This window comes from Agromyces rhizosphaerae (assembly GCF_027925245.1).
GTDB lineage: Bacteria > Actinomycetota > Actinomycetes > Actinomycetales > Microbacteriaceae > Agromyces > Agromyces rhizosphaerae.
On record NZ_BSDP01000001.1, the window covers coordinates 1,052,214 to 1,073,816 of the forward strand.

The 21,603-nt window shown below is 72.4% G+C and carries 20 protein-coding genes; 13 read left to right on the plus strand and 7 right to left on the minus strand.

Translation table 11 applies throughout. From position 1 onward, the window contains the following. The first annotated feature begins 52 nt into the window (after window positions 1–52). The 4 genes from QMG39_RS04980 to QMG39_RS04995 are packed head-to-tail and all read left to right on the plus strand — an operon-like array spanning window position 53 to window position 3,554. Entirely contained in the window at window positions 53–1,486 is a 1,434-nt protein-coding gene (locus QMG39_RS04980) for an NAD(P)/FAD-dependent oxidoreductase (protein ID WP_281882767.1), read from the plus strand. Beyond that, window positions 1,483–1,851, plus strand: a complete 369-nt coding sequence (locus QMG39_RS04985; protein ID WP_281882768.1) for a cupin domain-containing protein — start codon at window positions 1,483–1,485, stop codon at window positions 1,849–1,851. Before QMG39_RS04980 ends, QMG39_RS04985 begins: the two co-directional genes overlap by 4 nt. A gap of 13 nt (window positions 1,852–1,864) precedes the next feature. Further along, window positions 1,865–2,998 (plus strand): DmpA family aminopeptidase, encoded by a 1,134-nt coding sequence (locus tag QMG39_RS04990; protein WP_281882769.1) that lies wholly within the window; start codon window positions 1,865–1,867, stop codon window positions 2,996–2,998. 4 nt (window positions 2,999–3,002) lie between these two features. Then, a complete protein-coding gene (locus tag QMG39_RS04995; RefSeq protein ID WP_281882770.1) occupies window positions 3,003–3,554 on the plus strand; it encodes an MOSC domain-containing protein in 552 nt (183 codons plus the stop codon). Here QMG39_RS04995 and QMG39_RS05000 read toward each other — a convergent pair. From QMG39_RS05000 to QMG39_RS05010, 3 genes are all read right to left on the minus strand, one after another. After that, window positions 3,551–4,255 (minus strand): winged helix-turn-helix transcriptional regulator, encoded by a 705-nt coding sequence (locus QMG39_RS05000; protein WP_281882771.1) that lies wholly within the window; start codon window positions 4,253–4,255, stop codon window positions 3,551–3,553. The two genes, QMG39_RS04995 and QMG39_RS05000, sit on opposite strands and share 4 nt — an antisense overlap. 16 nt (window positions 4,256–4,271) lie before the next feature. Continuing rightward, window positions 4,272–4,718, minus strand: coding sequence for a VOC family protein (locus QMG39_RS05005; protein WP_281882772.1), 447 nt, complete (start codon window positions 4,716–4,718; stop codon window positions 4,272–4,274). 112 nt (window positions 4,719–4,830) lie between these two features. Continuing rightward, complete coding sequence (locus QMG39_RS05010) at window positions 4,831–6,426, minus strand: PucR family transcriptional regulator (protein ID WP_281882773.1); 1,596 nt, start codon at window positions 6,424–6,426, stop codon at window positions 4,831–4,833. Window positions 6,427–6,597: 171 nt separating this feature from the next. Here QMG39_RS05010 and QMG39_RS05015 point away from each other — a divergent pair, with 171 nt between their 5' ends. The 3 genes from QMG39_RS05015 to QMG39_RS05025 all read left to right on the plus strand — a co-directional run bounded on the left by QMG39_RS05015 (window position 6,598) and on the right by QMG39_RS05025 (window position 10,243). Then, window positions 6,598–8,082 (plus strand): CoA-acylating methylmalonate-semialdehyde dehydrogenase, encoded by a 1,485-nt coding sequence (locus tag QMG39_RS05015; RefSeq protein WP_281882774.1) that lies wholly within the window; start codon window positions 6,598–6,600, stop codon window positions 8,080–8,082. A gap of 170 nt (window positions 8,083–8,252) precedes the next feature. Beyond that, the gene (locus tag QMG39_RS05020; RefSeq protein ID WP_281882775.1) at window positions 8,253–9,689 is read left to right on the plus strand and encodes an aspartate aminotransferase family protein; all 1,437 of its coding nucleotides are present in this window, start codon (window positions 8,253–8,255) and stop codon (window positions 9,687–9,689) included. Window positions 9,690–9,916: 227 nt separating this feature from the next. Next, entirely contained in the window at window positions 9,917–10,243 is a 327-nt protein-coding gene (locus QMG39_RS05025) for a hypothetical protein (RefSeq protein WP_281882776.1), read from the plus strand. Window positions 10,244–10,319: 76 nt separating this feature from the next. Here QMG39_RS05025 and QMG39_RS05030 read toward each other — a convergent pair whose 3' ends face one another. From QMG39_RS05030 to QMG39_RS05040, 3 genes are all read right to left on the minus strand, one after another. Continuing rightward, window positions 10,320–11,159, minus strand: coding sequence for a hypothetical protein (locus tag QMG39_RS05030; RefSeq protein WP_281882777.1), 840 nt, complete (start codon window positions 11,157–11,159; stop codon window positions 10,320–10,322). Window positions 11,160–11,345: 186 nt separating this feature from the next. Beyond that, window positions 11,346–12,554 carry an acyl-CoA dehydrogenase family protein gene (locus tag QMG39_RS05035; protein ID WP_281882778.1) on the minus strand — a complete coding sequence of 403 codons (1,209 nt, stop codon included), beginning with the start codon at window positions 12,552–12,554 and terminating at the stop codon, window positions 11,346–11,348. Further along, complete coding sequence (locus QMG39_RS05040) at window positions 12,551–13,732, minus strand: CaiB/BaiF CoA transferase family protein (RefSeq protein ID WP_281882779.1); 1,182 nt, start codon at window positions 13,730–13,732, stop codon at window positions 12,551–12,553. Before QMG39_RS05040 ends, QMG39_RS05035 begins: the two co-directional genes overlap by 4 nt. A 115-nt stretch (window positions 13,733–13,847) precedes the next feature. Here QMG39_RS05040 and QMG39_RS05045 point away from each other — a divergent pair, with 115 nt between their 5' ends. Next, window positions 13,848–15,212 carry an NAD-dependent succinate-semialdehyde dehydrogenase gene (locus tag QMG39_RS05045; protein WP_281882780.1) on the plus strand — a complete coding sequence of 455 codons (1,365 nt, stop codon included), beginning with the start codon at window positions 13,848–13,850 and terminating at the stop codon, window positions 15,210–15,212. 48 nt (window positions 15,213–15,260) lie between these two features. On the opposite strand, the gene QMG39_RS05050 is transcribed toward QMG39_RS05045, so the two are convergent. Then, entirely contained in the window at window positions 15,261–15,926 is a 666-nt protein-coding gene (locus QMG39_RS05050) for a GntR family transcriptional regulator (RefSeq protein WP_281882781.1), read from the minus strand. A gap of 253 nt (window positions 15,927–16,179) precedes the next feature. Here QMG39_RS05050 and QMG39_RS05055 point away from each other — a divergent pair, with 253 nt between their 5' ends. The 5 genes from QMG39_RS05055 (at window position 16,180) to QMG39_RS05075 (ending at window position 21,603) form a co-directional block, all read left to right on the plus strand. Next, window positions 16,180–17,424 (plus strand): ABC transporter substrate-binding protein, encoded by a 1,245-nt coding sequence (locus QMG39_RS05055; protein WP_281882782.1) that lies wholly within the window; start codon window positions 16,180–16,182, stop codon window positions 17,422–17,424. 110 nt (window positions 17,425–17,534) lie between these two features. Beyond that, window positions 17,535–18,962: a branched-chain amino acid ABC transporter permease gene (locus QMG39_RS05060; RefSeq protein WP_281882783.1), complete on the plus strand. Its 1,428-nt coding sequence runs from the start codon at window positions 17,535–17,537 to the stop codon at window positions 18,960–18,962. Between the two features lies 1 nt (window position 18,963). Continuing rightward, window positions 18,964–19,962 carry a branched-chain amino acid ABC transporter permease gene (locus QMG39_RS05065; RefSeq protein ID WP_281882784.1) on the plus strand — a complete coding sequence of 333 codons (999 nt, stop codon included), beginning with the start codon at window positions 18,964–18,966 and terminating at the stop codon, window positions 19,960–19,962. Continuing rightward, entirely contained in the window at window positions 19,949–20,800 is an 852-nt protein-coding gene (locus QMG39_RS05070; protein WP_281882785.1) for an ABC transporter ATP-binding protein, read from the plus strand. The genes QMG39_RS05065 and QMG39_RS05070 overlap by 14 nt, the downstream gene beginning before the upstream one ends. After that, on the plus strand, window positions 20,797–21,603 hold the full coding sequence (locus QMG39_RS05075) for an ABC transporter ATP-binding protein (protein ID WP_281882786.1): 807 nt from the start codon (window positions 20,797–20,799) through the stop codon (window positions 21,601–21,603). The genes QMG39_RS05070 and QMG39_RS05075 overlap by 4 nt, the downstream gene beginning before the upstream one ends.

Below are 21,603 nucleotides of genomic sequence, written 5' to 3' on the forward strand. Positions count from 1 at the left end.
TCGCGACACTCGCGACGCGCGCGATCGGGCGCCGACGCGCGAGGATGGAGGCGTGGGAAGCACCGTATTCGAACGCCGTCCGGCCGAGGCATCCGTCGTCGCGCACAGCCTCGAGAGCTCCGAGCAGCGCGTGTTCTGGCTCGACGACGTCGACCGTCCGGCACGCCCCGAGCTCGTGGGCACGATCGAGGCCGACCTCGCGATCGTCGGCGGCGGCTACACCGGCCTCTGGACCGCGGTCGAGGCCAAGCGCCGCGACCCCGACCTCAAGGTCGTGCTCGTCGAGGCCAAGCGCATCGGCTGGGCCGCGTCGGGCCGCAACGGCGGGTTCTGCGAGGCGAGTCTCACCCACGGCCGCGAGAACGGCCTCTCCCGCTGGCCCGACGAGCTCGCCGAGCTCGACCGGCTGGGCCTGTCGAACCTCGACGCGATCGAGGCATCCGTGTCAGAGCTCGGCATGGACTTCGACTTCGAGCGCACGGGCTCGTTCGACGTGGCCGTCGAGCCGCACCAGGTCGAGTGGCTGCACGAGTCGATGGAGGATGCCGCCGAGCACGGCATCGACGACCTGACCTACCTCGACACCGACGCTATGCGCGCCGAGGTCGACTCCCCCACCTACCTCGCGGGCGTCTGGCACCGCCGCACCTCGGCGATCCTGCACCCCGCGAAGCTCGCGCTGGAGCTCGCGCGCGTCGCCGTCGAGCTGGGCGTGGAGATCTTCGAGGAGTCGCCCGTTCGGAAGCTCGACTCCGACGCGGCATCCGTCACGCTCTCCACCGAGCGCGGCCGGGTGCACGCCCGGCAGGTCGCGCTCGCGACGAACGTGTTCCCGAGCCTCCTCAAGCGCAACCGGCTCATGACCGTGCCGGTCTACGACTACGCGCTCATGACCGAGCCGCTCACCGACGACCAGCTCGCGTCGATCGGCTGGAGCGGCCGCCAGGGCATCGGCGACATGGCCAACCAGTTCCACTACTACCGGCTGAGCCGCGACAACCGCATCCTGTTCGGCGGCTACGACGCGATCTACCACTACGGGCGCCGCGTACGGTCGAGCTACGAGCGTCGCCCCGAGACGTTCGAACTGCTCGCGAGCCACTTCTTCACGACGTTCCCGCAGCTCGAGGGGCTGCGGTTCTCGCACCGCTGGGCGGGCGCGATCGACACGTCGACGCAGTTCTGCGCGTTCTACGGCACCGCGCGCGGCGGGCGCGTCGCCTACGCGGCGGGCTTCACGGGGCTGGGCGTCGCCTCGACCCGGTTCGCCGCCGAGGTCATGCTCGACCGGCTCGCCGGCGTGCAGACCGAGCGCACCGAGCTGCAGATGGTGCGCGAGCGCCCGCTGCCGTTCCCGCCCGAGCCCGCGGCGGCGATCGGCATCAACGCGACGCGCTGGTCGCTCGACCGCGCGGACCACAACGACGGGAGGCGCAACGTGCTGCTCAAGACCCTCGACGCACTCGGACTGGGGTTCGACTCGTGACCGCGCCGCGCCTGGAGCCCGGACTCGTCGTCTTCGCCGCATCCGTCGCCCTCGAGCACGAGCCGGTGCCGGCCGACCAGGTCGTCGCGGGCGAGCCCACGACCGGTCACCTCGTGCTCGACGACCAGGGCCCGGTCACGATCGGCGTCTGGGAGATGTCGGTCGGCGCCATGAGCGACGTCGAGGCCGACGAGGTGTTCGTCGTGCTGGCGGGCGACGCGACCGTCGAGTTCACGGGTGGGCCCGGGCACGACACGGGACTCGACTCGATCGAGCTGCAGGCCGGGTCGGTCGTCCGGCTCGTCGCCGGCATGGAGACCGTCTGGACCGTGCGCGCGCCGCTGCGCAAGGTCTACCTGGCGTGAACGGATGCCCGGCGTGAGCGAGCCCCGCGCCCGCGACCTCGGCGTGCCGTTCGACGGCACCCCGGGCGAGTGGAACGCGATCACCGACGTGCCGGGCGTCCTCGTGGGGTACGAGACGCTGATCGCGGGCGAGCCGCACGAGGCATCCGTCGCCCGCACCGGGGTCACCGCGATCCTGCCGCGCGGGCGCGACGACGCAGGGGTGCCCTGCGCCGCCGGCGTGTACTCGATGAACGGCAACGGCGAGCTCACCGGCCGGAGCTGGATCGAGGAGTCGGGCACGCTCGCGCTGCCGATCGCGCTCACCAACAGCCACGCCGTGGGCGCCGCGCACACCGGCGTCGACCGGTGGGTGCACCGCGAGCACCCCGAGCTCAGCGCCGAGTGGATGCTGCCCGTCGTCGGCGAGACCTGGGACGGCTACCTCAACCAGATCAACGCCGGGCACGTCCGTCCCGAGCACGCGATCGCCGCGATCGACGCGGCGGCGTCGGGGCCGATCGCCGAGGGCAACGTCGGCGGCGGCACGGGCATGAACTGCTACGGCTTCAAGGGCGGCTCGGGCACCGCGTCGCGCGTGGTCGACCACGGCGGCGACCGCTACACGGTCGGCGTGTTCCTGCAGGCGAACTTCGGCACGCGCCACGAGCTGCGGCTCGTCGGCCGTCCGCTCGGGCGGGACTCGGCGGCGGCGAACCCGTACGAGGAGGTCGAGTGGTTCGTGCGCGACGGCGAGCGCGCCAGGGCACGTGCCGGGGCGGGCAGCGTCATCGGGGTGGTGGTGACGGATGCCCCGCTGCTGCCCGGTCAGTGCGCGGCGCTCGCGCGCCGGGTGCCCCTCGGCCTCGCGCGCACCGGCACGAGCGGCAGCCACTTCTCGGGCGACATCTTCCTCGCCTGCTCGACCGCCAACCCGGGCGCGTTCACGTCGTCGATGCCGACCGCCGGCCCCGGGTCCGACGACTACGAGACCTCGCGCTTCGTGCCGTGGGGCCACATCGACCCGCTCTACGAGGCCGTCGTGCAGGCGACCGAGGAGGCCGTCGCGAACGTGCTCGTCGCCGCGCGCGACATGGTCGGCCGCGACGGGCACTTCAGCCCGGCGCTGCCGCACGACGAGGTGCGCCGGGCGTTTCGGGCAGACTGACGTCATGACCGAAGCCGCACCCACCGTCGTCGCCGTCGCCCGTGACTCCGGGCACCACTTCTCCAAGCCCGTGCGCGACGAGATCATGCTCGTGGCGAACCACGGCGTCGAGGGCGACGCGCACGCGGGCGCCACCGTGCGGCACCTGCACGACGTGCGCAAGGACGCCGCCCGGCCGAACCTCCGCCAGGTGCACCTCATGCACGCGGAGCTGTTCGACGAGGTCGCCGCCGACGGGTTCGCCGTCGACCCGGGCATGCTCGGCGAGAACGTCACCACACGCGGCGTCGACCTGCTCGGGCTGCCCGAGGGCACGCGCATCCGCCTCGGCTCCGACGCCGTGGTCGAGCTGACCGGGCTGCGCACCCCGTGCAAGCAGATCAACGGCGTGCAGGACGGGCTCATGAAGCGGCTCATCCGCACCGACGACGACGGCACCGTGCACCGGCTCTCGGGCGTCATGGGCGTGGTCGCCACGGGCGGCGTGGTGCGCGCGGGCGATGCGATCGAGGTCGAGCTGCCGGATGCCCCGCATCGGGCGCTCGGGCCGGTCTAGCGCGCGACCGGATCGACCGCCGCGGCGCCCATGCGGAAGCGCCGGGTGAACGCCGCCAGCGCGGACGCGTCGCCGTCGAGCACACGGATGCCCGGGGCATCCGTCTCGCCCGCGAGCAGTGCGCGCAGGCCCGTCGGGTCGAGGTCGAGCTCCAGGCTCGTCTCGGCGGCGACCGGCGCCTCCGGGCGCAGGGGCTGCGGCAGCGCGTCGTCGCCGATCGGCACGACGTCGAGGTCATCGCCCGCGGTCGTGACGACGACGGTGACCTCGCCGACGCGCAGCACCGTGCGGACCGGCGCCGGCTCCGCGGCATCCGCTCGGAATGCCGCCCGCAGGGCCGAGGCCAGGCCGTCCCGCGTCACCGCCTCGTCGTCGCCCGGGTCGCCGAGCTGCGCCCACCCCCAGCGCTCGAGCGCCGCGACGACGGGGGCGAGCTCCCGGCCGGCATCCGTCAGCTCGTAGACGAGCCCGCAGCGCGCGATCGGCACCCGGCGCACGACCCCGGCCTCCTGCAGCTCCTTCAGTCGGTCGCTCAGGATGTTCGTCGGGATGCGCGGCAGCCCGGCCTTCAGGTCGGTGTACCGGCGCGGGCCGGCGAGCAGGTCGCGCACGACGAGCAGCGCCCAGCGCTCCCCGACGCGTTCGAGCGCGCGGGCCGTCCCGCCGTACTGCCCGAACCCGCGGGCCTGGCGCACCGCCATCGGCGACCCCCGCCCGTCAGGCCGGCGCCTCGACGCCGTGCTCGGCGGCGTACGCGAGCGGGCCGATCTCCACGGCCTCGGGGATCATGTAGAGGAACTCGAGGATGTTGCCGTCGCGGTCCTCGAGGTCGCGGGAGTACATGAAGCCGAGGTCGACCGCGGGGCGCGGCTCGCTGCCGCCCGCGGCGAGCCCGCGCTCGACGATCCGGTCGACCTCGTCGCGCGACTCGCGGCTGAGGGCCGTGAGCACCTGCGCGTGGGTCTTCGGCTCGGTGAGGTGCTTGTCGGTGAAGCCCTGGAAGAACTCCCGGGTCAGCACCATGAAGTAGACGTTCTCGTCGACGACGACGCAGGCGGCGTTCTCGTCGGTGAAGAGCGGGTTCAGCTCGAAGCCGAGCGCGGTGTAGAACTCCTTCGCCCCGTTGAGGTCGGCGGTCGCGAGGTTCACGAAGATGTGCGTCATGTGGTTCCCCCTGTGTGGTCCCCCGTGGTGGGGTCGTCGACGATCGCCGACACGCATAGCTTGCTCTTCGCAAGCACGCTTGTCAATAGCAAGTAACTCCGGGGGCGACGACTCAGCGGCCCGTGCCGGCCTCCCGCGCGAGCAGGGCGAGGTGCAGCGCCGTGAGCGTCTCGCCGTCGTCGAGGTCGGCGCCGAGCAGGTCGGAGATGAGCGCGATGCGCTGGTAGAACACCGAGCGCGAGAGGTGCGAGGCGGATGCCGCGGCCGTGCGGTTGCCCGGATGCGCGAGCGCCGCCCCGAGCACCTGCAGCAGGTCGCCGCCGCGCTGGAGGTCGTACTCGATCAGCGGTGCGAGCATGCGCTCCGAGTGCTCCTGGAGGCGGTGGTCGTCGCGCAGCGCCGTCACGAGGCGCGCGAGCGGCCGGTCGTCGACGCGCTTCACGAGCGGGCCGCGCTGGCGCGGCGGGCGCGAGCGGGAGAGCTCGAGGGCCTCCTGCACGGCGGTGAGCAGGGTCGGCAGGTCGCGGGCCGGCCCGCCGACGTGCACGACGACCCGCTCGGCCTCGGCACCCGAGAGCCGGGCGAGATCGCGGGCGAACCGCGTCGCGACCGGCTCGTCGAACCGCGTGGCTCCGGGCAGCGAGAGCATGGCGATGGTCGTCTCACCGTGCGCCGCGGCGAGCGCGGCGGCGCCCTGCTCGCGGGCCGCGGCGACCACGGCGGGCCCGGCCGCCCCCGCACCGGTCACGGCGAGCCCGACCAGGGTGCGACCCTCGATCGGCAGCCCCGCGGCCTCGACCCGGGCCGCCGCCGCACCGCGTGCGCCGAACCGCCCCTCGAGCAGCTCGTCGACCAGGCGCTGCTGCCCGAGCCTCGTCCACTCGTCGGTCTCGCGGGCGGCGTCACCCAGGCGTCCGAACGCGAGCGCGATCGCGCCCTGCTCGAGCACGTTCGCCCGGCCGGCGGGGTGCGGCGGCCCGGGCAGCGCCACGAGCGACCCCCAGCGGATGCCCCGCGCCTCGACCGGCACGATGAGCCAGTCCTCCGGCGAGCGCGCCGCCTGGCCGAGGGCCGAGCGCTGCTCGGTCGCGCGATGGGCGAGGCGCGAGCGCGGCTCCCACCGGGTGAGCACGTCCTCCTCGTTCTCGCCGCCGAGCTCGAGCGCGACGACCTCGTGCGCGAGGTTCTCCAGCACGACCGTCGAGCGCAGCGCGTGGCCGAGCTGGCGCACGATGTAGTCGGCCGGCGACCCGCGCAGGCTGAGCGCGGTGAACAGCTCGTGCAGCTCGTCGAGCGCGCGCAGCGCGCTGGTCTGCTCGGAGATGATGCGGCTGTGCACGGCCTGCGTCAGGGTGACGAACTTCACCTCGCGGTGCAGCGCGACGAGCGCGAGGCCGTGCGTCGCCGCGGCCTGCACGACCACCGCGGGCACGTAGTGGTAGTGGCTGCCCAGCTCGAGCACGAGGCCCGACAGCCCGGCCTCGACGAGCCCCGCGATGAACGCCGAGAGCCCGACCGGTTCCTCGGGCCACCCCGATCCGGTCGAGAGCAGCAGCTCGCCGCCCTCGAGCATCCGCGCGACACCCGCGGAGTCGGACACGTGCACCCAGCGCACGGGCGCCTCGAGCGCCTGCTCGCCCACCAGCACCTCGGGCATGCCGTCGGCGAAGGCCGGCAGCTGCAGCAGCTCGCCGACCGTCGGCAGCACCCCATGACCGACCGCGAGGCCACCCGGACGTTCTGTGCGGGACTCACGATCTTCCCGACGTTCTGGCATCCTGTTGCACGCTCCAGCTCTGGAAGTATTGGTGCACCAGCTTAGACGGCGCCCGGGCAGATTGTCCGGGCGCTCGTCGTGAACCACGCACCAGGAGCATCCGTGAGCCTCATCCGACACCACATCGACGGCGCCCCGACCGGCGACGCCGAGCGCCGCTCGCCCGTCTACAACCCCGCCACGGGCGAGGTGCAGCACGAGGTCGCGCTCGCGAGCGAGGCCGAGGTCGCGCAGGCGATCGCCGCCGCCCGGGCCGCGCTGCCGGCCTGGCGCGCGACGAGCCTCATCAAGCGCGCCGACGTGTTCTTCCGCCTGCGCCAGCTGCTCAAGGAGCGCACGCCCGAGATCGCCGCGGTCGTCACGAGCGAGCACGGCAAGGTGCTGTCGGATGCCGCGGGCGAGATCAGCCGCGGCATCGAGAACGTGGAGTTCGCGGCCGGCCTCGTGCACCTGCTGAAGGGCGAGCGCAGCGAGCAGGTCGCCGGCGGCGTCGACGTGCACTCGGTGAAGCAGCCCGTGGGTGTCGTCGGCGCGATCACCCCGTTCAACTTCCCGGTCATGGTGCCGCTCTGGATGGTGGCATCCGCCATCGCCTGCGGCAACACGGTCGTGCTGAAGCCGAGCGAGAAGGACCCGAGCGCCTCGGTGCTGCTCGCGACGCTCTTCGAGGAGGCCGGTCTGCCGGCCGGCGTGCTGAACGTCGTGCACGGCGACAAGGTCGCGGTCGACGCGATCCTCGACTCGCCCGACGTCGACGCGGTCAGCTTCGTCGGCTCGACGCCGATCGCGAAGACGATCTACCAGCGGGCATCCGCCAACGGCAAGCGCGTGCAGGCCCTCGGCGGCGCGAAGAACCACATGGTCGTCATGCCCGACGCCGACGTCGAGGCCGCGGCCGACGCGGCCGTCTCGGCGGCGTACGGCTCGGCCGGCGAGCGCTGCATGGCCGTCTCGGTGCTGGTCGCGGTCGGCGACGTCGCCGACGACCTGGTCGCGGGCATCGCCCGGCGCATCGACGACCTCACGATCGGCGACGGCACGGATGCCGCGAGCGAGATGGGCCCCCTCATCACGCGCGAGCACCGCGACCGGGTCGCCTCCTACGTCACCGGCGCAACAACCGAGGGCGCGACCGTCGTCGTCGACGGCACCACGAAGGCCTTCGACGGCGACGGGTTCTTCATCGGGGTGAGCCTGCTCGACCACGTGCAGCCCGGCATGAAGGCGTACGACGACGAGATCTTCGGACCGGTGCTGTCGGTCGTGCGCGTCGACACCTACGACGAGGCGGTCGCGCTCGTGAACGCCAACCGCTACGGCAACGGCGTCGCGATCTTCACGCGCGACGGCGGCACGTCGCGCCAGTTCGAGTTCGACATCGAGGTCGGCATGGTCGGCGTGAACGTGCCGATCCCGGTGCCGATCGGCGCCTACTCGTTCGGCGGCTGGAAGGACTCGCTCTTCGGCGACGCGCACATCTACGGCCCCGAGTCGGTGCACTTCTACACGCGCTCCAAGGTCGTGACCACGCGCTGGCCCGACCACACCCCCTCCCAGGTCGACCTGGGCTTCCCGAGCAACCACTGAGCGAACGAGGGCGGCACTTTTCAGGAGCCTGGCAGGCCGCGTGGCGAGTTGCTGCACGGAGCATCCGGAACCTGCACCATTGCTGCACTCGATCGCCACACCCGCAACATCTCACCACCACCTCAGCCGGCGCTCCTGAAAAGTGACCGCACTCCACGGACGGAGACCGAATGACCGACACGATGAGCCGGGCGGATGCCCCTGAGCTGGCCGACGCCCCCGAGGCGACGTACACGCGGCGCGACGGCTCCACGCACGCGCTGCCCGACCGCGAGGCCGACGCGCGGGTGCGCGCCGACGACCGCGGGCACGTGTTCCACTCCTGGAGCGCGCAGGCGCTGATCGACCCGCTGCCGATCGCGTCGGGCGAGGGGTCGACGTTCCGCGACTACGCGGGCAACGCCTACCTCGACTTCTCGAGCCAGCTCGTGAACCTGAACCTGGGTCACCAGCACCCCGACCTGGTCGAGGCGATCCAGCGCCAGGCCGGCCGCCTCGCGACCATCCAGCCGTCGATGGCGAACGACGTGCGCGGCGAGCTCGCCCGGCGCATCGCCGAGGTCGCGCCGAGCGACCTCGACAAGGTGTTCTTCACCAACGGCGGCGCCGACGCGAACGAGTACGCCGTGCGCATGGCCCGCCAGGTCACGGGCCGGCGCAAGGTGCTGTCGATGTACCGCAGCTACCACGGCGGCACCTCGACCGCGATCTCCCTCACGGGCGACCCGCGCCGGTGGCCGAACGAGCCGAGCGACGGCTCGGTCGCGCACTTCCTCGGGCCCTACCCGTACCGCTCCTCGTTCCACGCCGAGACGCCGGAGCAGGAGACCGAGCGCGCGCTCGCGCACCTCGAGCAGGTGATCACGCTCGAGGGCCCGCAGACGATCGCGGCGATCATCCTCGAGACGATCGTCGGCACCAACGGCGTGCTGGTGCCGCCGCCCGGCTACCTGCAGGGCGTGCGGGAGCTCGCCGACCGCTACGGCATCGTCTACATCGCCGACGAGGTCATGGTCGGCTTCGGCCGCGTCGGCGAGTGGTTCGCGGTGAACCACTTCGGCGTGACGCCCGACCTGATCACCTTCGCGAAGGGCGTGAACTCGGGCTACGCGCCGCTCGGCGGCGTGGTGATCTCGCAGCGCATCGCGTCGCACTTCGACACGGTGCCGTTCCCGGGCGGGCTCACCTACTCGGGGCATCCGCTCGCCTGCGCCCCCGGCGTCGCGACGTTCGAGGTGTTCGAGCGCGATGGCATCCTCGAGCGCGTGCGCGACCTCGGCGAGCGCGTGGTCGCGCCGCGCCTGGCGGAGATCGCCGAGCACCACCCGTCGGTCGGCGAGGTGCGCGGCCTCGGCCTGTTCTGGGCGATCGAGCTCGTGCGCGACCCGGCGACCCGCGAGCCGCTCGTGCCGTTCAACGCGAGCGGGGCGGATGCCGCGCCGATGGCGAAGGTCGTCGCCGCGTGCAAGGAGGGCGGCGTCTGGCCGTTCGTGCACTTCAACCGCCTGCACGTGGCACCGCCGCTCGTGATCACCGAGGACGAGCTGCGGCGCGGCCTCGACGTGATCGACCGCGCGCTCGACCGCGCCGACGCGCTGGTGGCCTGAGCGAGCCCGCGAGGGGCATGCCCCACGCGAAATAGCGGATTCCGGGCCGGCGGCACAAGCCCCCGGCCCGGAATCGACGCGCGCCCCGGGCGTCCCTAAGCTGACCCCGGCTCGTTCGCGGGCCGGGCCCGCAGACGGGCCGCGCATCCGGAGCACCCCCGGCCGGATGCCCCTCGGGCGCCCCAGCCGTACCCCGGCCGAGTGCGCCCTCAACGAAAGGAACCACCGTGATCACCCTGTCCTGGCTCCTGCTCATCGCGCTCGTCGGCGGCGTGCTCGCCCTCATCGACGGCATCTGGCGCGTCCGTGCACGCGGCTCGGCCATCATCGGCATCATCGAGATCGTCGTCGCGGCGCTGTTCGTGCTGTCGCTGTTCATCACGGGCATCCCGTTCGGCTCGCTCGTGCTCGGCATCGCGCTGCTCGTCGTGCTCGTCGTCGCCCTCGTCACGCGGGGCCGCCTCGGCATGACGCTCACCATCATCGCCCTCGCGCTCATCGCGCTCTGGCTCGTGCTCGAGCAGGGCTGGCTGGTCATCCCCGGGCTGAACTAGCAGCCCGCACCCACGAACGACGAAGCGCCGGGCGACATGGTCGCCCGGCGCTTCGTCCGCGTGTGGAGCCCTCGGATCAGGTGTCCTCGGTGCCGTCGCACGGCACGAACTTCGGCGTGCCGGAGCTGACCTGGTGACGCGGCTCCGACGTCGGCGCGCTGCGCAGTGACGTGCCCTGGAGGGTCTGCGGAGCCAGGTTCGCCTCCTCAGGGCAGTTCTCGAAGCTGAGGTCACCGAGACCGATGTGCTGGTTGCCGGAGTTGCCGGTGATGCCGGCCTGATAGTGGATGACGACCTGCGAGACCGGCCCCGAGAGCGGATACGTGATGCGCACGTCGCCCAGGCCGCTGGAGATCGGGTTGTCGCCCTCGCCGATCGGCCGGAACGGGTCACCGGCGGTGCCCGTGCCCTGGACGTTGGCGCCGAGCGTCGGGGTGTAGCCCGCCGGCGTCACGCTGACCGAGTCGTACCACGCGCCGGCAACCCAGTCGATGTCGTGCAGCGTGAAGGACAGCCCCACGACCGGCACGCTGAGGGTGATCGTCAGCTCCACCCAGTCGCCTGCGTCGAGTTGCGAGACCATCTCGATCTCGATGTAGTTCCACGGCGGAACGGTGCTCGTCGCGGCGACCTGCCCGGTACTGCCTGGCGTGCTGTCGCCGCCCTGGCCGCTGGACGCGTAGGAGAGCGACGCCATGACGGTCGACGGGAAGAACGAGATGCTGGACGGCGAGGTGCCCGGCTCCAGTCCGTCGAGGAAGGTCGCCGGAATGCAGGGGTCGTTGGGCGTCGACGCGGCGTACGCGGGCACCGACGCGGCGACGGCGACGGCCGGCACCGACCACGCTGCGGCCTTGACGACGCTGCGGCGGTCCATGCCGCGGCCGCTCTGCGGGATGGGGTCTTCGGTGGCCAAGGTGATGCTCCTCGATCGTGGTGGTGGTGTGCGACTCACCGCCGAACCGCCAGTCCCGAAGCGCACCGGGTCCCCGACGCAGGCGTGTGGAGAGTCCGAGCGCAAGCATATATCCGGATGATTCCGTCCATGTACCCCCCCTATTGGGGGACGTGATCGTCCGCTTCATGCGTTCGCATGGAGCACTCAGAACGCAGGCGATCCCGTCAGCGCCCGCCCCAGCACGAGCTGGTGGATCTCGTCGGTGCCCTCGTAGGTGCGCACCGACTCGAGGTTCGCGAGGTGGCGCATGACCGGGAACTCGTCGGTCACGCCGTCGCCGCCCAGGATCGTGCGGGCCTGCGAGGCGATGCCGATCGCCTCGCGCACGGCGTTCAGCTTGCCGACCGAGACCTGCTCGGGCGTCAGCGCCCCGCGCTCCTTCGCCCGGCCGAGGTGGAGGGCCAGCAGCATCCCCTTCTCGTACTCCACGAGCATGTCGGCGAGCTTCGCCTGGGTGAGCTGCATGGCCCCGATCGGCCGGCCGAACACCTCGCGCGAGCGCGACCGGGCGACCGCCGCGTCGAGGCACGCGCGGGCCGCGCCCATCGCACCCCAGGTGATGCCGTAGCGCGCCTCGCCGAGGCACGTGAACGGGGCCGAGAGCCCGCGTGCGCCCGGCAGCACGGCGTCGGCCGGCAGGCGCACGCCGTCGAGCGCGACGTCGCACTGGATGCTCGTGCGCATCGAGCGCTTGCCCGCGATCGGCGTCGCGGCGAACCCCGCAGCGTCGGTCGGCACCACGAATCCGCGCACGCGACCACCGGCGGCGGCCCCGTCGGCATCGCCGAGCGCCTCCTCGCCCGCAGCGTCGGTGCGCGCCCAGACCACGGCGACGGATGCCTCGCTGGCCAGCCCGATCCAGCGCTTCGCCCCGTCGAGCACCCACTCGCCGCCGTCGAACCGGGCCCTGGTCGTCATCGCCGCCGGGTCGCTGCCGCCCGCGGGCTCGGTGAGCGCGAAGCATCCGATCGCCTCGCCCGTCGCCATGCGCGGCAGCCACGCCTCGCGCTGCGCCTCGCTGCCGTACTTCGCGATCGCGGTCATCGCGAGCGAGCCCTGCACCGACACGAGCGTGCGCCAGCCCGAGTCGACGTACTCGAGCTCGTGGCACGCGAGGCCGTACGCGACGGGACCGGCGCCGGCGCAGCCGTACCCGGAGAGGTGCATGCCGAGAAAGCCCGCGGCCCCGAGTTCGGGCACCAGTTCGCCGCGGAAGTACCCCGCGTCGAAGTCCGCCTCGACGACGGGCGCGAGCCGGGTGCGGGCGAACTCGCGCGCACGGTCGCGCCAACCGCGCTCCTCGTCGGTGAGCAGCGCGTCGAGGTCGAAGACGGCGTCGACGGGATCGGTCATGATGTGGGTCCTTCCGGGTCGGTGGGGCGGTCGAGCCAGGCGGCGTCGGCGTGCTCGCCGAGGCGCGGGGGCGGCAGTCGGTAGTCGGCTCCGCCGCGGTCGAGGCGGATCGGGTTCGCGACCGAACGACTCGGCGGCAGCCCGTCGCCGCCCCCGAGCTCGACGACCGACGGCAGCCCCAGCCGCTCGGCCAGCGCGAACGCCTCGGCGATGTCGTGCACGGGCCCGGCGGGCACGCCCGCGTCGGTGAGCACGTCGGTCCAGTGCGCGGCGGATGCGGCGGCCAGGCGCTCCTCGAGCGCGGCCGTCAGCGCGTCGCGATGCGCGACCCGGTCCGGGTTCGCAGCGAAGCGCGGGTCGTCGGCGAGCCCGGGTGCGCCGATGAGCCGCGCGAGGGTGCGGAACTGGCGATCGGTGCCGACCGCGAGCACGAGCGGCCGGTCGGCGGTGCGGAACAGGGCGTACGGCGCGATGCTCGGGTGGGCGTTGCCGGTGCGCGCGGGAGGCGTGCCGGTCGCGAGCGTGCCCGCGGCCTGGTTGGTGAGCGCAGAGAGCAGCCCGGTCAGCAGGTCGACCTCGACGTGCCGTCCGAGCCCGTCGCCGTCAAGGTCGTCGCGGGCGCGCAGCGCGAGCAGGATGCCCGTGACCGCGTTCATTCCGGCGAGCACGTCGACCAGGGCGACGCCCGCCTTCGCGGGCTCGCCGTCGGCGGGCCCGGTGACGCTCATGAGCCCGCCCATCGCCTGCGCGAGCAGGTCGTACCCGGGCAGCGCGGCGCCGGCCCCGCTGCCGAAGCCCGTGATCGAGCAGGTGACGAGCCGCGGGTTCGCCGCACGCAGCGCGTCGACGCCGAGCCCGAACGACGCCATCGCGCCGGGCCGCAGGTTCTCGACCACGACGTCGGCGGTCGTCGCGAGCTCCCACGCCCGCGCCCGGCCCTGCGGCGTGGCGAGGTCGCACACGACCGAGCGCTTGTTGCGGTTCACGGCGGCGAAGTAGGTGGCGTCGCCGCGCGCGTCGACGGGCGGCGACCACTGCCGGGTGCCGTCACCCTCGGGCGACTCGACCTTCACCACGTCGGCACCGAAGTCCGCGAGCAGCATGGTCGCGTACGGCCCCGCGAGGACGCGCGAGAAGTCGGCGACGCGGATGCCTCGCAGCGGCGCGCGGTCGGTCATGACCGCAGACTATCCGGCGGACCGGAGCCGCCCGCTGTACAGGTTGTACGGTCGGCCGCGAGAATCCGCCAACACGTCGTGCCGGGGCATCCGCTCGCCGACCTAGGCTGTTCGCATGAGCGAGTATGCAGTCGTCAACCCCGCGACCGGCGAGACCGTCGCGACCTACCCCACGATCACGGACGCGGAGCTCGCGGCCGCGATCGACCGCGCCCAGGCCGCCTTCACGGGCTGGTCGCGCGAGACGCCGCTCGCCGACCGCGCAGCCCTCGTGCGCCGCGTCGCCGAGCTGCACACCGAGCGTCGCGACGAGCTCGCCGCGATCATCGTGCGCGAGATGGGCAAGCCCCTCGAGCATGCCCTCGGCGAGGTCGACTTCGCGGCCGAGATCTACGCGTACTACGCCGATCACGCCGAGGAGTTCACGAAGGACGAGCCGATCGACCTGCTCGCCGGCGAGGGCACGGCCGTCGTGCGCCGCAGCCCGCTCGGCGTGCTGCTCGGCATCATGCCGTGGAACTTCCCGTACTACCAGGTGGCCCGGTTCGCCGGCCCGAACCTCGTGGTCGGCAACACCATCATCCTGAAGCACGCCCCGCAGTGCCCGGAGTCGGCCGCCGCGATCGAGCAGATCATGCGCGACGCCGGCTTCCCCGACGGCGCCTACGTCAATGTCTACGCGACCAACGCGCAGGTCGAGACGGTCATCGCCGACCCGCGGGTGCAGGGCGTGTCGCTCACCGGCTCCGAGCGCGCAGGCGCCGCGGTCGCCGAGATCGCCGGCCGCAACCTGAAGAAGGTCGTGCTCGAGCTCGGCGGGTCCGACCCGTTCATCCTGCTCTCGACCGATGACCTCGACGCCACCGTGCAGGCCGCCGCCGATGCGCGCCTCGACAACTCGGGCCAGTCGTGCAACGCCGCCAAGCGGTTCATCGTGCTCGACGAGCACTACGACGCGTTCGTCGAGAAGTTCACCGCGGCCATCACCGCCGTCGAGGCGGTCGACCCCAACGCGCCCGACGCGGCCGTCGGCCCGCTCTCGTCGCAGACCGCGGCCGACCGCCTGCAGGAGCAGCTCGACCGCGCGGTCGCGCAGGGCGCGACCCTCACCGGCGGCACCCGCTCGGGCGCGTTCGTGCAGCCGGGCGTGCTCACCGACGTGCCGGCCGGCGCCGACGCCCGCCACGAGGAGTTCTTCGGGCCGATCGCCCAGGTCTACCGCGCCGCCGACGAGGCGGAGGCCGTGGCGATCGCGAACGACACCCCGTACGGCCTCGGCTCCTACGTCTACTCGACCGACCCCGAGCAGGCCGCCCGCGTGGCGGACCGCATCGAGGCAGGCATGGTCTTCGTGAACCTCGTGCTCGCCGACGGCGCGGAGCTGCCGTTCGGCGGCATCAAGCGCTCGGGCTCGGGCCGCGAGCTCGGCCGCTTCGCCGCCGAGGAGTTCGTCAACAAGAAGCTCATCCGCGTCGGCTGAGCCGCGCGTGAGGTGACGGGCGGGCGGATGCCACGGGCATCCGCCCGCTCAGTCACCCACGAGCTCGCGCATGATCTCGAGCGTGCGCTCCAGGTGCTCGCGCACGCGCTCCCGGGCCGCATCCGCGTCCCCCGCCCGCAGCGCGGCGATGATCTCCCGGTGCTGGCCGTTCACCACCTGGTCGTCCGACGGCGGCTGCATCGCGCCGATGCTGAAGTTCCAGTAGCTGATGTTCGTGCGGCGCGAGAACTCGTCGAGCAGGAAGTTGCCCGACGCGTGCGTGATCTTCGTGTGGAACTCGCGGTTCAGCACGTTGAGGGCGGGCCGGTCGGCACCCGATGACTCCATCTGCTCGGCGAGCCGCTCGAGCTCGACGAGTTCCTCCTCGGTAATGCGCGCCGCGGCGAGCGCGGCCGCCTCGGTCTCGATGATCTCGCGCGCCTCGATGATGCGCAGCACCTCCTGCGGGGTGTGGTCGCGCACCACCCAGCCGCGGTCGCGCACGACCAGGCCGTCCTGGGTGAGGGCGAGCAGCGCCTCCCGCACGGGGCTCCGGCTGACGCCGAGTGCCTCGGCGAGGTCCTCCTCGATCAGCCGCATGTTCGGACGGATCTCGCCCGAGAGGATCGCGTCGCGCAGGCGCTCGTAGACCGACTCCGACGCCACGACCGACGCGCGGCGGCGGTGCGAGCGCGTCGTCAGGTAGTCGGTCATCGGTGTCCTCGCGAGGGTCGGACGACCGCGGGAAGCGGCCGAATCCGGCTCAGCGTACAACGATTCGACGCGGCTGCGACGGAAATCCACGGCGGCCACCTCCGGATGCCGATCTGTACCCAGTTCCGTACTCCTGTAATCAAACAGAAACACATACTTGCTTGTATACAAGCTCGGCTACAAACTAGCATCCAATCACCCGACGCTCCCCGGCGCCGGTTCCGCACGATCACACAGCGAAGGAATCCCCCAGATGCACCTCGAACCGACCACACGCACCCGTCGCGGCACGCGGGCGCTGGCCGCCGCCGCATCCGCCGCGGCGCTCGCGCTCACCGTGACCGCCTGCTCGACCGGCGGCTCCGAGCCCACCTCCGACGAGCCGCTGACCATCGTCGGCTTCCTCCCCCAGACCGGCGCGCAGGCCTCGGCCGTGCAGCCGCTGCTCGCCGGCGTGCAGCTCGCGATCGACGACATCAACGCAGCCGGCGGCGTGTTCGGCCAGGACGTCGTCTACGAGGCGCAGGACTCGACCTCCGACAACGACACGGCGGCCGCGGCGGCCGAGACGGTGCTCAACTCCGACGCGTCGATCGTCATCGGAACCTACGGCTCGGGCATGGCCGCGGCCGTGGCCCCGACCATCACCGAGGCGGGCATCGTGCAGGTCTCGGGCTCGAACACGTCCTCGGCGCTCACCGGCATCAGCCCGCTCTACTTCCGCACCGCTCCGACCGACGCGCTCGAGTCGGCCCGCATCGCCGACCTCGTCGCGGGCGACGGCCACACCACCGTGGGCATCATCTGGCAGAACGACGCCTGGGGCGCCGCCTTCGAGGAGGGCATGGTGTCGAACTTCGAGGCGGCCGGCCTCGAGGTGCTCGCGAACGAGTCGTTCAACACCGAGGAGACCGACTACTCCGCCCAGGTCAACGCGGTCGTCGCCGCCGAGCCCGACGCGGTCGTGTTCCTCTCGTACGCGGTCTACAGCGGCGCGATGGTCGAGCAGCTCGTCGGCACCAACGGCTTCCCGTCGGCGAACGTCTACTTCTCGAGCTCGACGCTCGGCGACTACACCGACTCGGTGAGCGACCTGTCGTTCCTCGAGGGCGTGCAGGCCTTCCAGCCCGGCGCCGACGTCGACACCCAGGCCGAGTACGAGGCGCGCCTGCTCGAGATCGACCCCGAGCTCACGGCGTTCGCCTACTCGGCCTCGACCTACGACGCCACGATCGTCGCCGCCCTCGCCGCACAGGTCGCGGGCTCGACCGATGGCGAGGCGATCGCCGCCGCCATGCCCGAGGTGTCGGGCAGCACCGGTGACGGCGAGACCTGCACCACCTACGCCGACTGCCTCGCGATCCTCGAGGACGGCGGATCGATCGACTACGACGGCCTGACCGGCTCGATCGAGTTCGACGACAACAACGACGTCGGCGCGACGAACTACCTGCACTTCGTCTACGCCGCCGACGGCACGTTCGCGGTCGTGGAGTAGCCCCCACACCACCGCCGGGCGGGGCGAGACCCCCTGTCCCCCGCCCGGCGGTCCCTCCACGTTCCATCCCCGCCGGCGCCACGCGCCGGCCGCTCCAGAGGTCCCACCCCGTGAACGCACCCCCTGCATACGCCACCGCACCACCGCCCGGCACCGCCCCACCGCCCGGCACCGCCCGCTTCCGACCCGCCCTGCTCGTCGCGCTCCTCGCGATGCTCGGCGCCCTGCTGCTCGCCGCACCCTCCCCCGCGGTCGCGGCCGAAGCGGATGCCGCGGGCGACACCGCGACCGCATCCGAGACCGAAGCCGAGCCCGAGTGGGGCGTCATCCCCCGCATCGTCGACGCCGACGGCGAGGGCGTCGAGGGCGCCGTGGTCGAACTCCGGCAGAACGGCCGAGCACTCGACGAGACCGTCACCGACGAACGCGGCATCGGCGCCACGCTCGACGCGGGCGGCGAGGGCGAGTTCGTCGTGGTCGTCGACACGTCCGCCATCGACGCGTCGTTCGACGGCGGCGACCGGTTCGGCTTCACCGTGACCCTCGGCGAGGCCAACACCCTGCCGGTGCAGCGCGTGCTCGCCGACCTCGGCCAGACGGCGAACGACGGCATCCCCACCGAGGGCGGCGGCTCCCGCTCGAGTTCCGCGTCGGGCGTCTCCCTCGGCCAGGTGCTCCAGCAGCTCGTCTCCGGCCTGAACCTCGGCCTGATCCTCGCCGTCGCGACGCTCGGCCTCAGCCTCGTCTTCGGCACCATGGGGCTGACGAACTTCGCGCACGGCGAGACCGTCACGTTCGGGGCGCTGATCGGATTCCTCTGCTCCATCGTGTTCGGCCTGCCGCTCGTCGTCGCAGGGCTGGTCGCGATGGCCGCCGGCGCCGCGTTCGGCTGGGCGCAGGATGCGGCCCTCTGGCGCCCGATGCGCCGGCGGCGCGTCGCGCTCGTGCCGATGATGATCGCGAGCATCGGCCTGGCGATGTTCCTCCGCTTCGGCTACTTCGCGATCTTCGGCAGCAACACCAAGCGCGTCACGACCGAGACCATCCCGGCCGTCACCCTCGGCCCGGTGGTCATGCCCGCGAGCGCATACGTCTCCATGGCGATCGCCCTGGTCGCGATCTCCGTCACCGGCGTCTGGCTGATGCGCTCGCGCATGGGTCGCGCCGCGCGCGCCGTCGCCGCGAATCGCGACCTCGCCGCCGCGACCGGCGTCGACGTCGACCGCACCATCCGGCTCGTCTGGGTGCTCTCGGGCGCCCTCACCGCACTGGCCGGCGTGCTGCTCGCCCTGCTCAACGACGTCTCGTACGACATGGGCTTCAAGGCGCTGCTGCTGATGTTCGCCGCGATGATCCTCGGCGGGCCCGGCACCGCCAAGGGCGCACTCGCCGGTGCACTCCTGGTGGGCGTGCTCACCGAGGTGCTCGTGCTGTGGCTCCCCTCCGACATGAAGTACGTGGGCGCGCTCGCGGTGCTGATCCTCGTGCTCATGGTGCGCCCGAGCGGCATCTTCGGACGCGCGGAAAGGATCGGCTGACATGGACGTGCTCGACTCGCTGCTGGGCGCATTCCAGCAGGCCTTCTCCCCGGTGACGGCGGCGTTCGCCCTCGCCGCGATCGGCCTCAACATCCACTTCGGCTACACCGGCCTGCTGAACTTCGGGCAGGCGGGCTTCGTCGCGATCGGCGCGTATGCGTTCGCGATCGGCGTCGTGGTGCTCGGCCTGCCCTGGTGGGCCGCCCTGCTGCTCGCGGTGGCCGGGGCGATCGGGTTCGCGCTGCTGCTCGGCGCACCGACGCTGCGGTTGCGCGGCGACTACCTCGCGATCGTGACGATCGCCGCCGCCGAGATCGTCCGCTACACGGTGAACTCCTCGCTGTTCGACGACGTGACCGGCGGCGCGCAGGGCATCACGAACAACCCCTCGCAGGACACCGACTACTCGACCGACCTCGACGCGCTGAACCCGCTGCCCGCCGGCCGCATCACGATCGGCGACTGGGTCTTCACGTCGAGCGCGCTCTGGTGGGCGATCGTCACCTGGACCGTCGTGGCGATCGTCTCGGTGATCGTCTGGCGCCTCATGCGCAGCCCCTGGGGGCTCACGCTCCGCGGCGTGCGCGAGGACCAGGAGGCCATGCGCAGCCTCGGCAAGAACGTGAACGCCATCAAGATGCAGGCGCTCATCATCGGCGGGGTGATCGGCGCGATCGCCGGCGTCCTGCTGATCATGCCCGCATCGGTGGCGCCGGCCGACTACAACACCCGCATGACCTTCAACCTGTTCACGATCGTGCTGCTCGGCGGCGCCGCGACCATCCTCGGGCCGATCGTCGGCTCGCTGCTGTTCTGGGTGCTGCTGCAGGTCACCGACCGCGTGATCACGCTGCTCGCCGGCACCGGCGCGCTCGACTGGTTCGCGGATGCGGCGCAGCTGCGCTTCTCGCTCGTGGGCCTCGCGCTCATCCTGCTCGTGCTGTTCCGCCCGCAGGGGCTGCTCGGCGACCGGAAGGAGATGTCCTTTGCCCGCAGTTGACCCCACCGCAAACCCCACCGCCGCGGAGCCGATCCTCACCGCGGACGGCCTCGTGCGCCGCTTCAACGGCCTCGTCGCCGTCGACGTCGACCACCTCGAGGTGCCGCGCGGGCGCATCACGGCCCTCATCGGGCCGAACGGCGCCGGAAAGACGACCACGTTCAACCTGCTGGCCGGATTCGACCGGCCCGACGAGGGACGCTGGTCGTTCGACGGCCGCGACATCCACCACCTTCCCGCCCACCGCATCGCCCGGCTCGGCATGGTGCGCACGTTCCAGCTCACGCGCGTGCTCGGCCGGCTGAGCGTGCTCGACAACATGCTGCTCGGCGCGGGCGACCAGCCCGGCGAGCAGCTGCGCCGGGCGCTGCTGCCGTGGACGTGGCGAGCCGCGCGAGCCGAGGCGACCGAGCGGGCCCATGAGCTGCTCGCCCGCTTCACGCTCGACGCGAAGGCCGGCGACCTCGCGGCCTCGCTCTCGGGCGGGCAGCGGAAGCTCCTCGAGATGGCCCGAGCGCTCATGGCGCGCCCGACGCTGCTCATGCTCGACGAGCCCATGGCGGGCGTGAACCCCGCCCTCACGCAGTCGCTGCTCGATCACGTGCTCGCGCTGCGCGACGAGGGCATCACCGTGCTCTTCGTCGAGCACGACATGCACGTCGTCAAGCACATCGCCGACCACGTGATCGTGATGGCCGACGGCCGCGTCATCGCCGAGGGCGCGCCCCGCGAGGTGCTCACCGACGACCGGGTCGTCGACGCCTACCTCGGCAGCCACCACGACACCGACCTCCGGCAGATCATTGCGGCCCGCGCCGCAGAACGGAGCGCATCGTGAACGCCGCCCGACCCGCAGCCGCACCGACCGAGACCGTCGCCGGTGCGCCGCACGTGCGCGTGACCGACCTGGTCGCCGGGTACCTGCCGAACGTCGACATCCTGCGCGGATGCTCCATCGAGGCCTCCGACGGCGAGCTCGTCGGCATCATCGGGCCCAACGGCGCCGGCAAGTCGACCCTGCTGAAGGGGATCTTCGGGCTCGTGCCCGTGCGCTCGGGCGCGGTCGAGATCGCCGGCACCGACGTCACGGGCGCGAAGGCCGACCGCCTCGTGGCATCCGGTATGGCCTTCGTGCCCCAGACCGACAACGTGTTCACGCCGATGACCGTGCGCGAGAACCTCGAGCTCGGCACGCACCTGTCGCCCAAGCGGTTCGCGGAGCGCTACGACAAGCTCGTGGCGACCCTGCCCGAGCTCGGCGCCATGTCGCGCAAGCGCGCGGGCGGCCTCTCGGGCGGCGAGCGCCAGCTCGTCGCGATGGCACGGGCGCTCATGAGCGAGCCGAGCGTGCTGCTGCTCGACGAGCCGTCGGCGGGCCTGTCGCCGGTGAAGCAGGACGAGACGTTCCTGCGCATCCACGACATCCGCTCGTCGGGCGTCTGCGTGATCATGGTCGAGCAGAACGCCCGGCGCTGCCTGCAGGTGTGCGACCGGGCGTACGTGCTCGAGCAGGGCCGCGACGCGCACACCGGCACCGGCGAGGCGCTGCTGCACGACCCGAAGATCATCGAGCTGTACCTCGGCGACCTCGCCGACCGGGTCGACGGCGCCGACGACCGCGGGGATGCCGCCGGAGCGTAG

Coding starts and splice junctions, on each gene's coding strand:
- QMG39_RS05005 (WP_281882772.1), bottom strand. CDS start 4,718: ATGACGCACATCTTCGTGAACCTCGCGACCGCCGACCTCAACGGGGCG.
- QMG39_RS05065 (WP_281882784.1), top strand. CDS start 18,964: ATGGACGTGCTCGACTCGCTGCTGGGCGCATTCCAGCAGGCCTTCTCC.
- QMG39_RS05020 (WP_281882775.1), top strand. CDS start 8,253: ATGACCGACACGATGAGCCGGGCGGATGCCCCTGAGCTGGCCGACGCC.
- QMG39_RS05045 (WP_281882780.1), top strand. CDS start 13,848: ATGAGCGAGTATGCAGTCGTCAACCCCGCGACCGGCGAGACCGTCGCG.
- QMG39_RS05035 (WP_281882778.1), bottom strand. CDS start 12,554: ATGACCGATCCCGTCGACGCCGTCTTCGACCTCGACGCGCTGCTCACC.
- QMG39_RS05050 (WP_281882781.1), bottom strand. CDS start 15,926: ATGACCGACTACCTGACGACGCGCTCGCACCGCCGCCGCGCGTCGGTC.
- QMG39_RS05000 (WP_281882771.1), bottom strand. CDS start 4,255: ATGGCGGTGCGCCAGGCCCGCGGGTTCGGGCAGTACGGCGGGACGGCC.
- QMG39_RS05055 (WP_281882782.1), top strand. CDS start 16,180: ATGCACCTCGAACCGACCACACGCACCCGTCGCGGCACGCGGGCGCTG.
- QMG39_RS04995 (WP_281882770.1), top strand. CDS start 3,003: ATGACCGAAGCCGCACCCACCGTCGTCGCCGTCGCCCGTGACTCCGGG.
- QMG39_RS05040 (WP_281882779.1), bottom strand. CDS start 13,732: ATGACCGACCGCGCGCCGCTGCGAGGCATCCGCGTCGCCGACTTCTCG.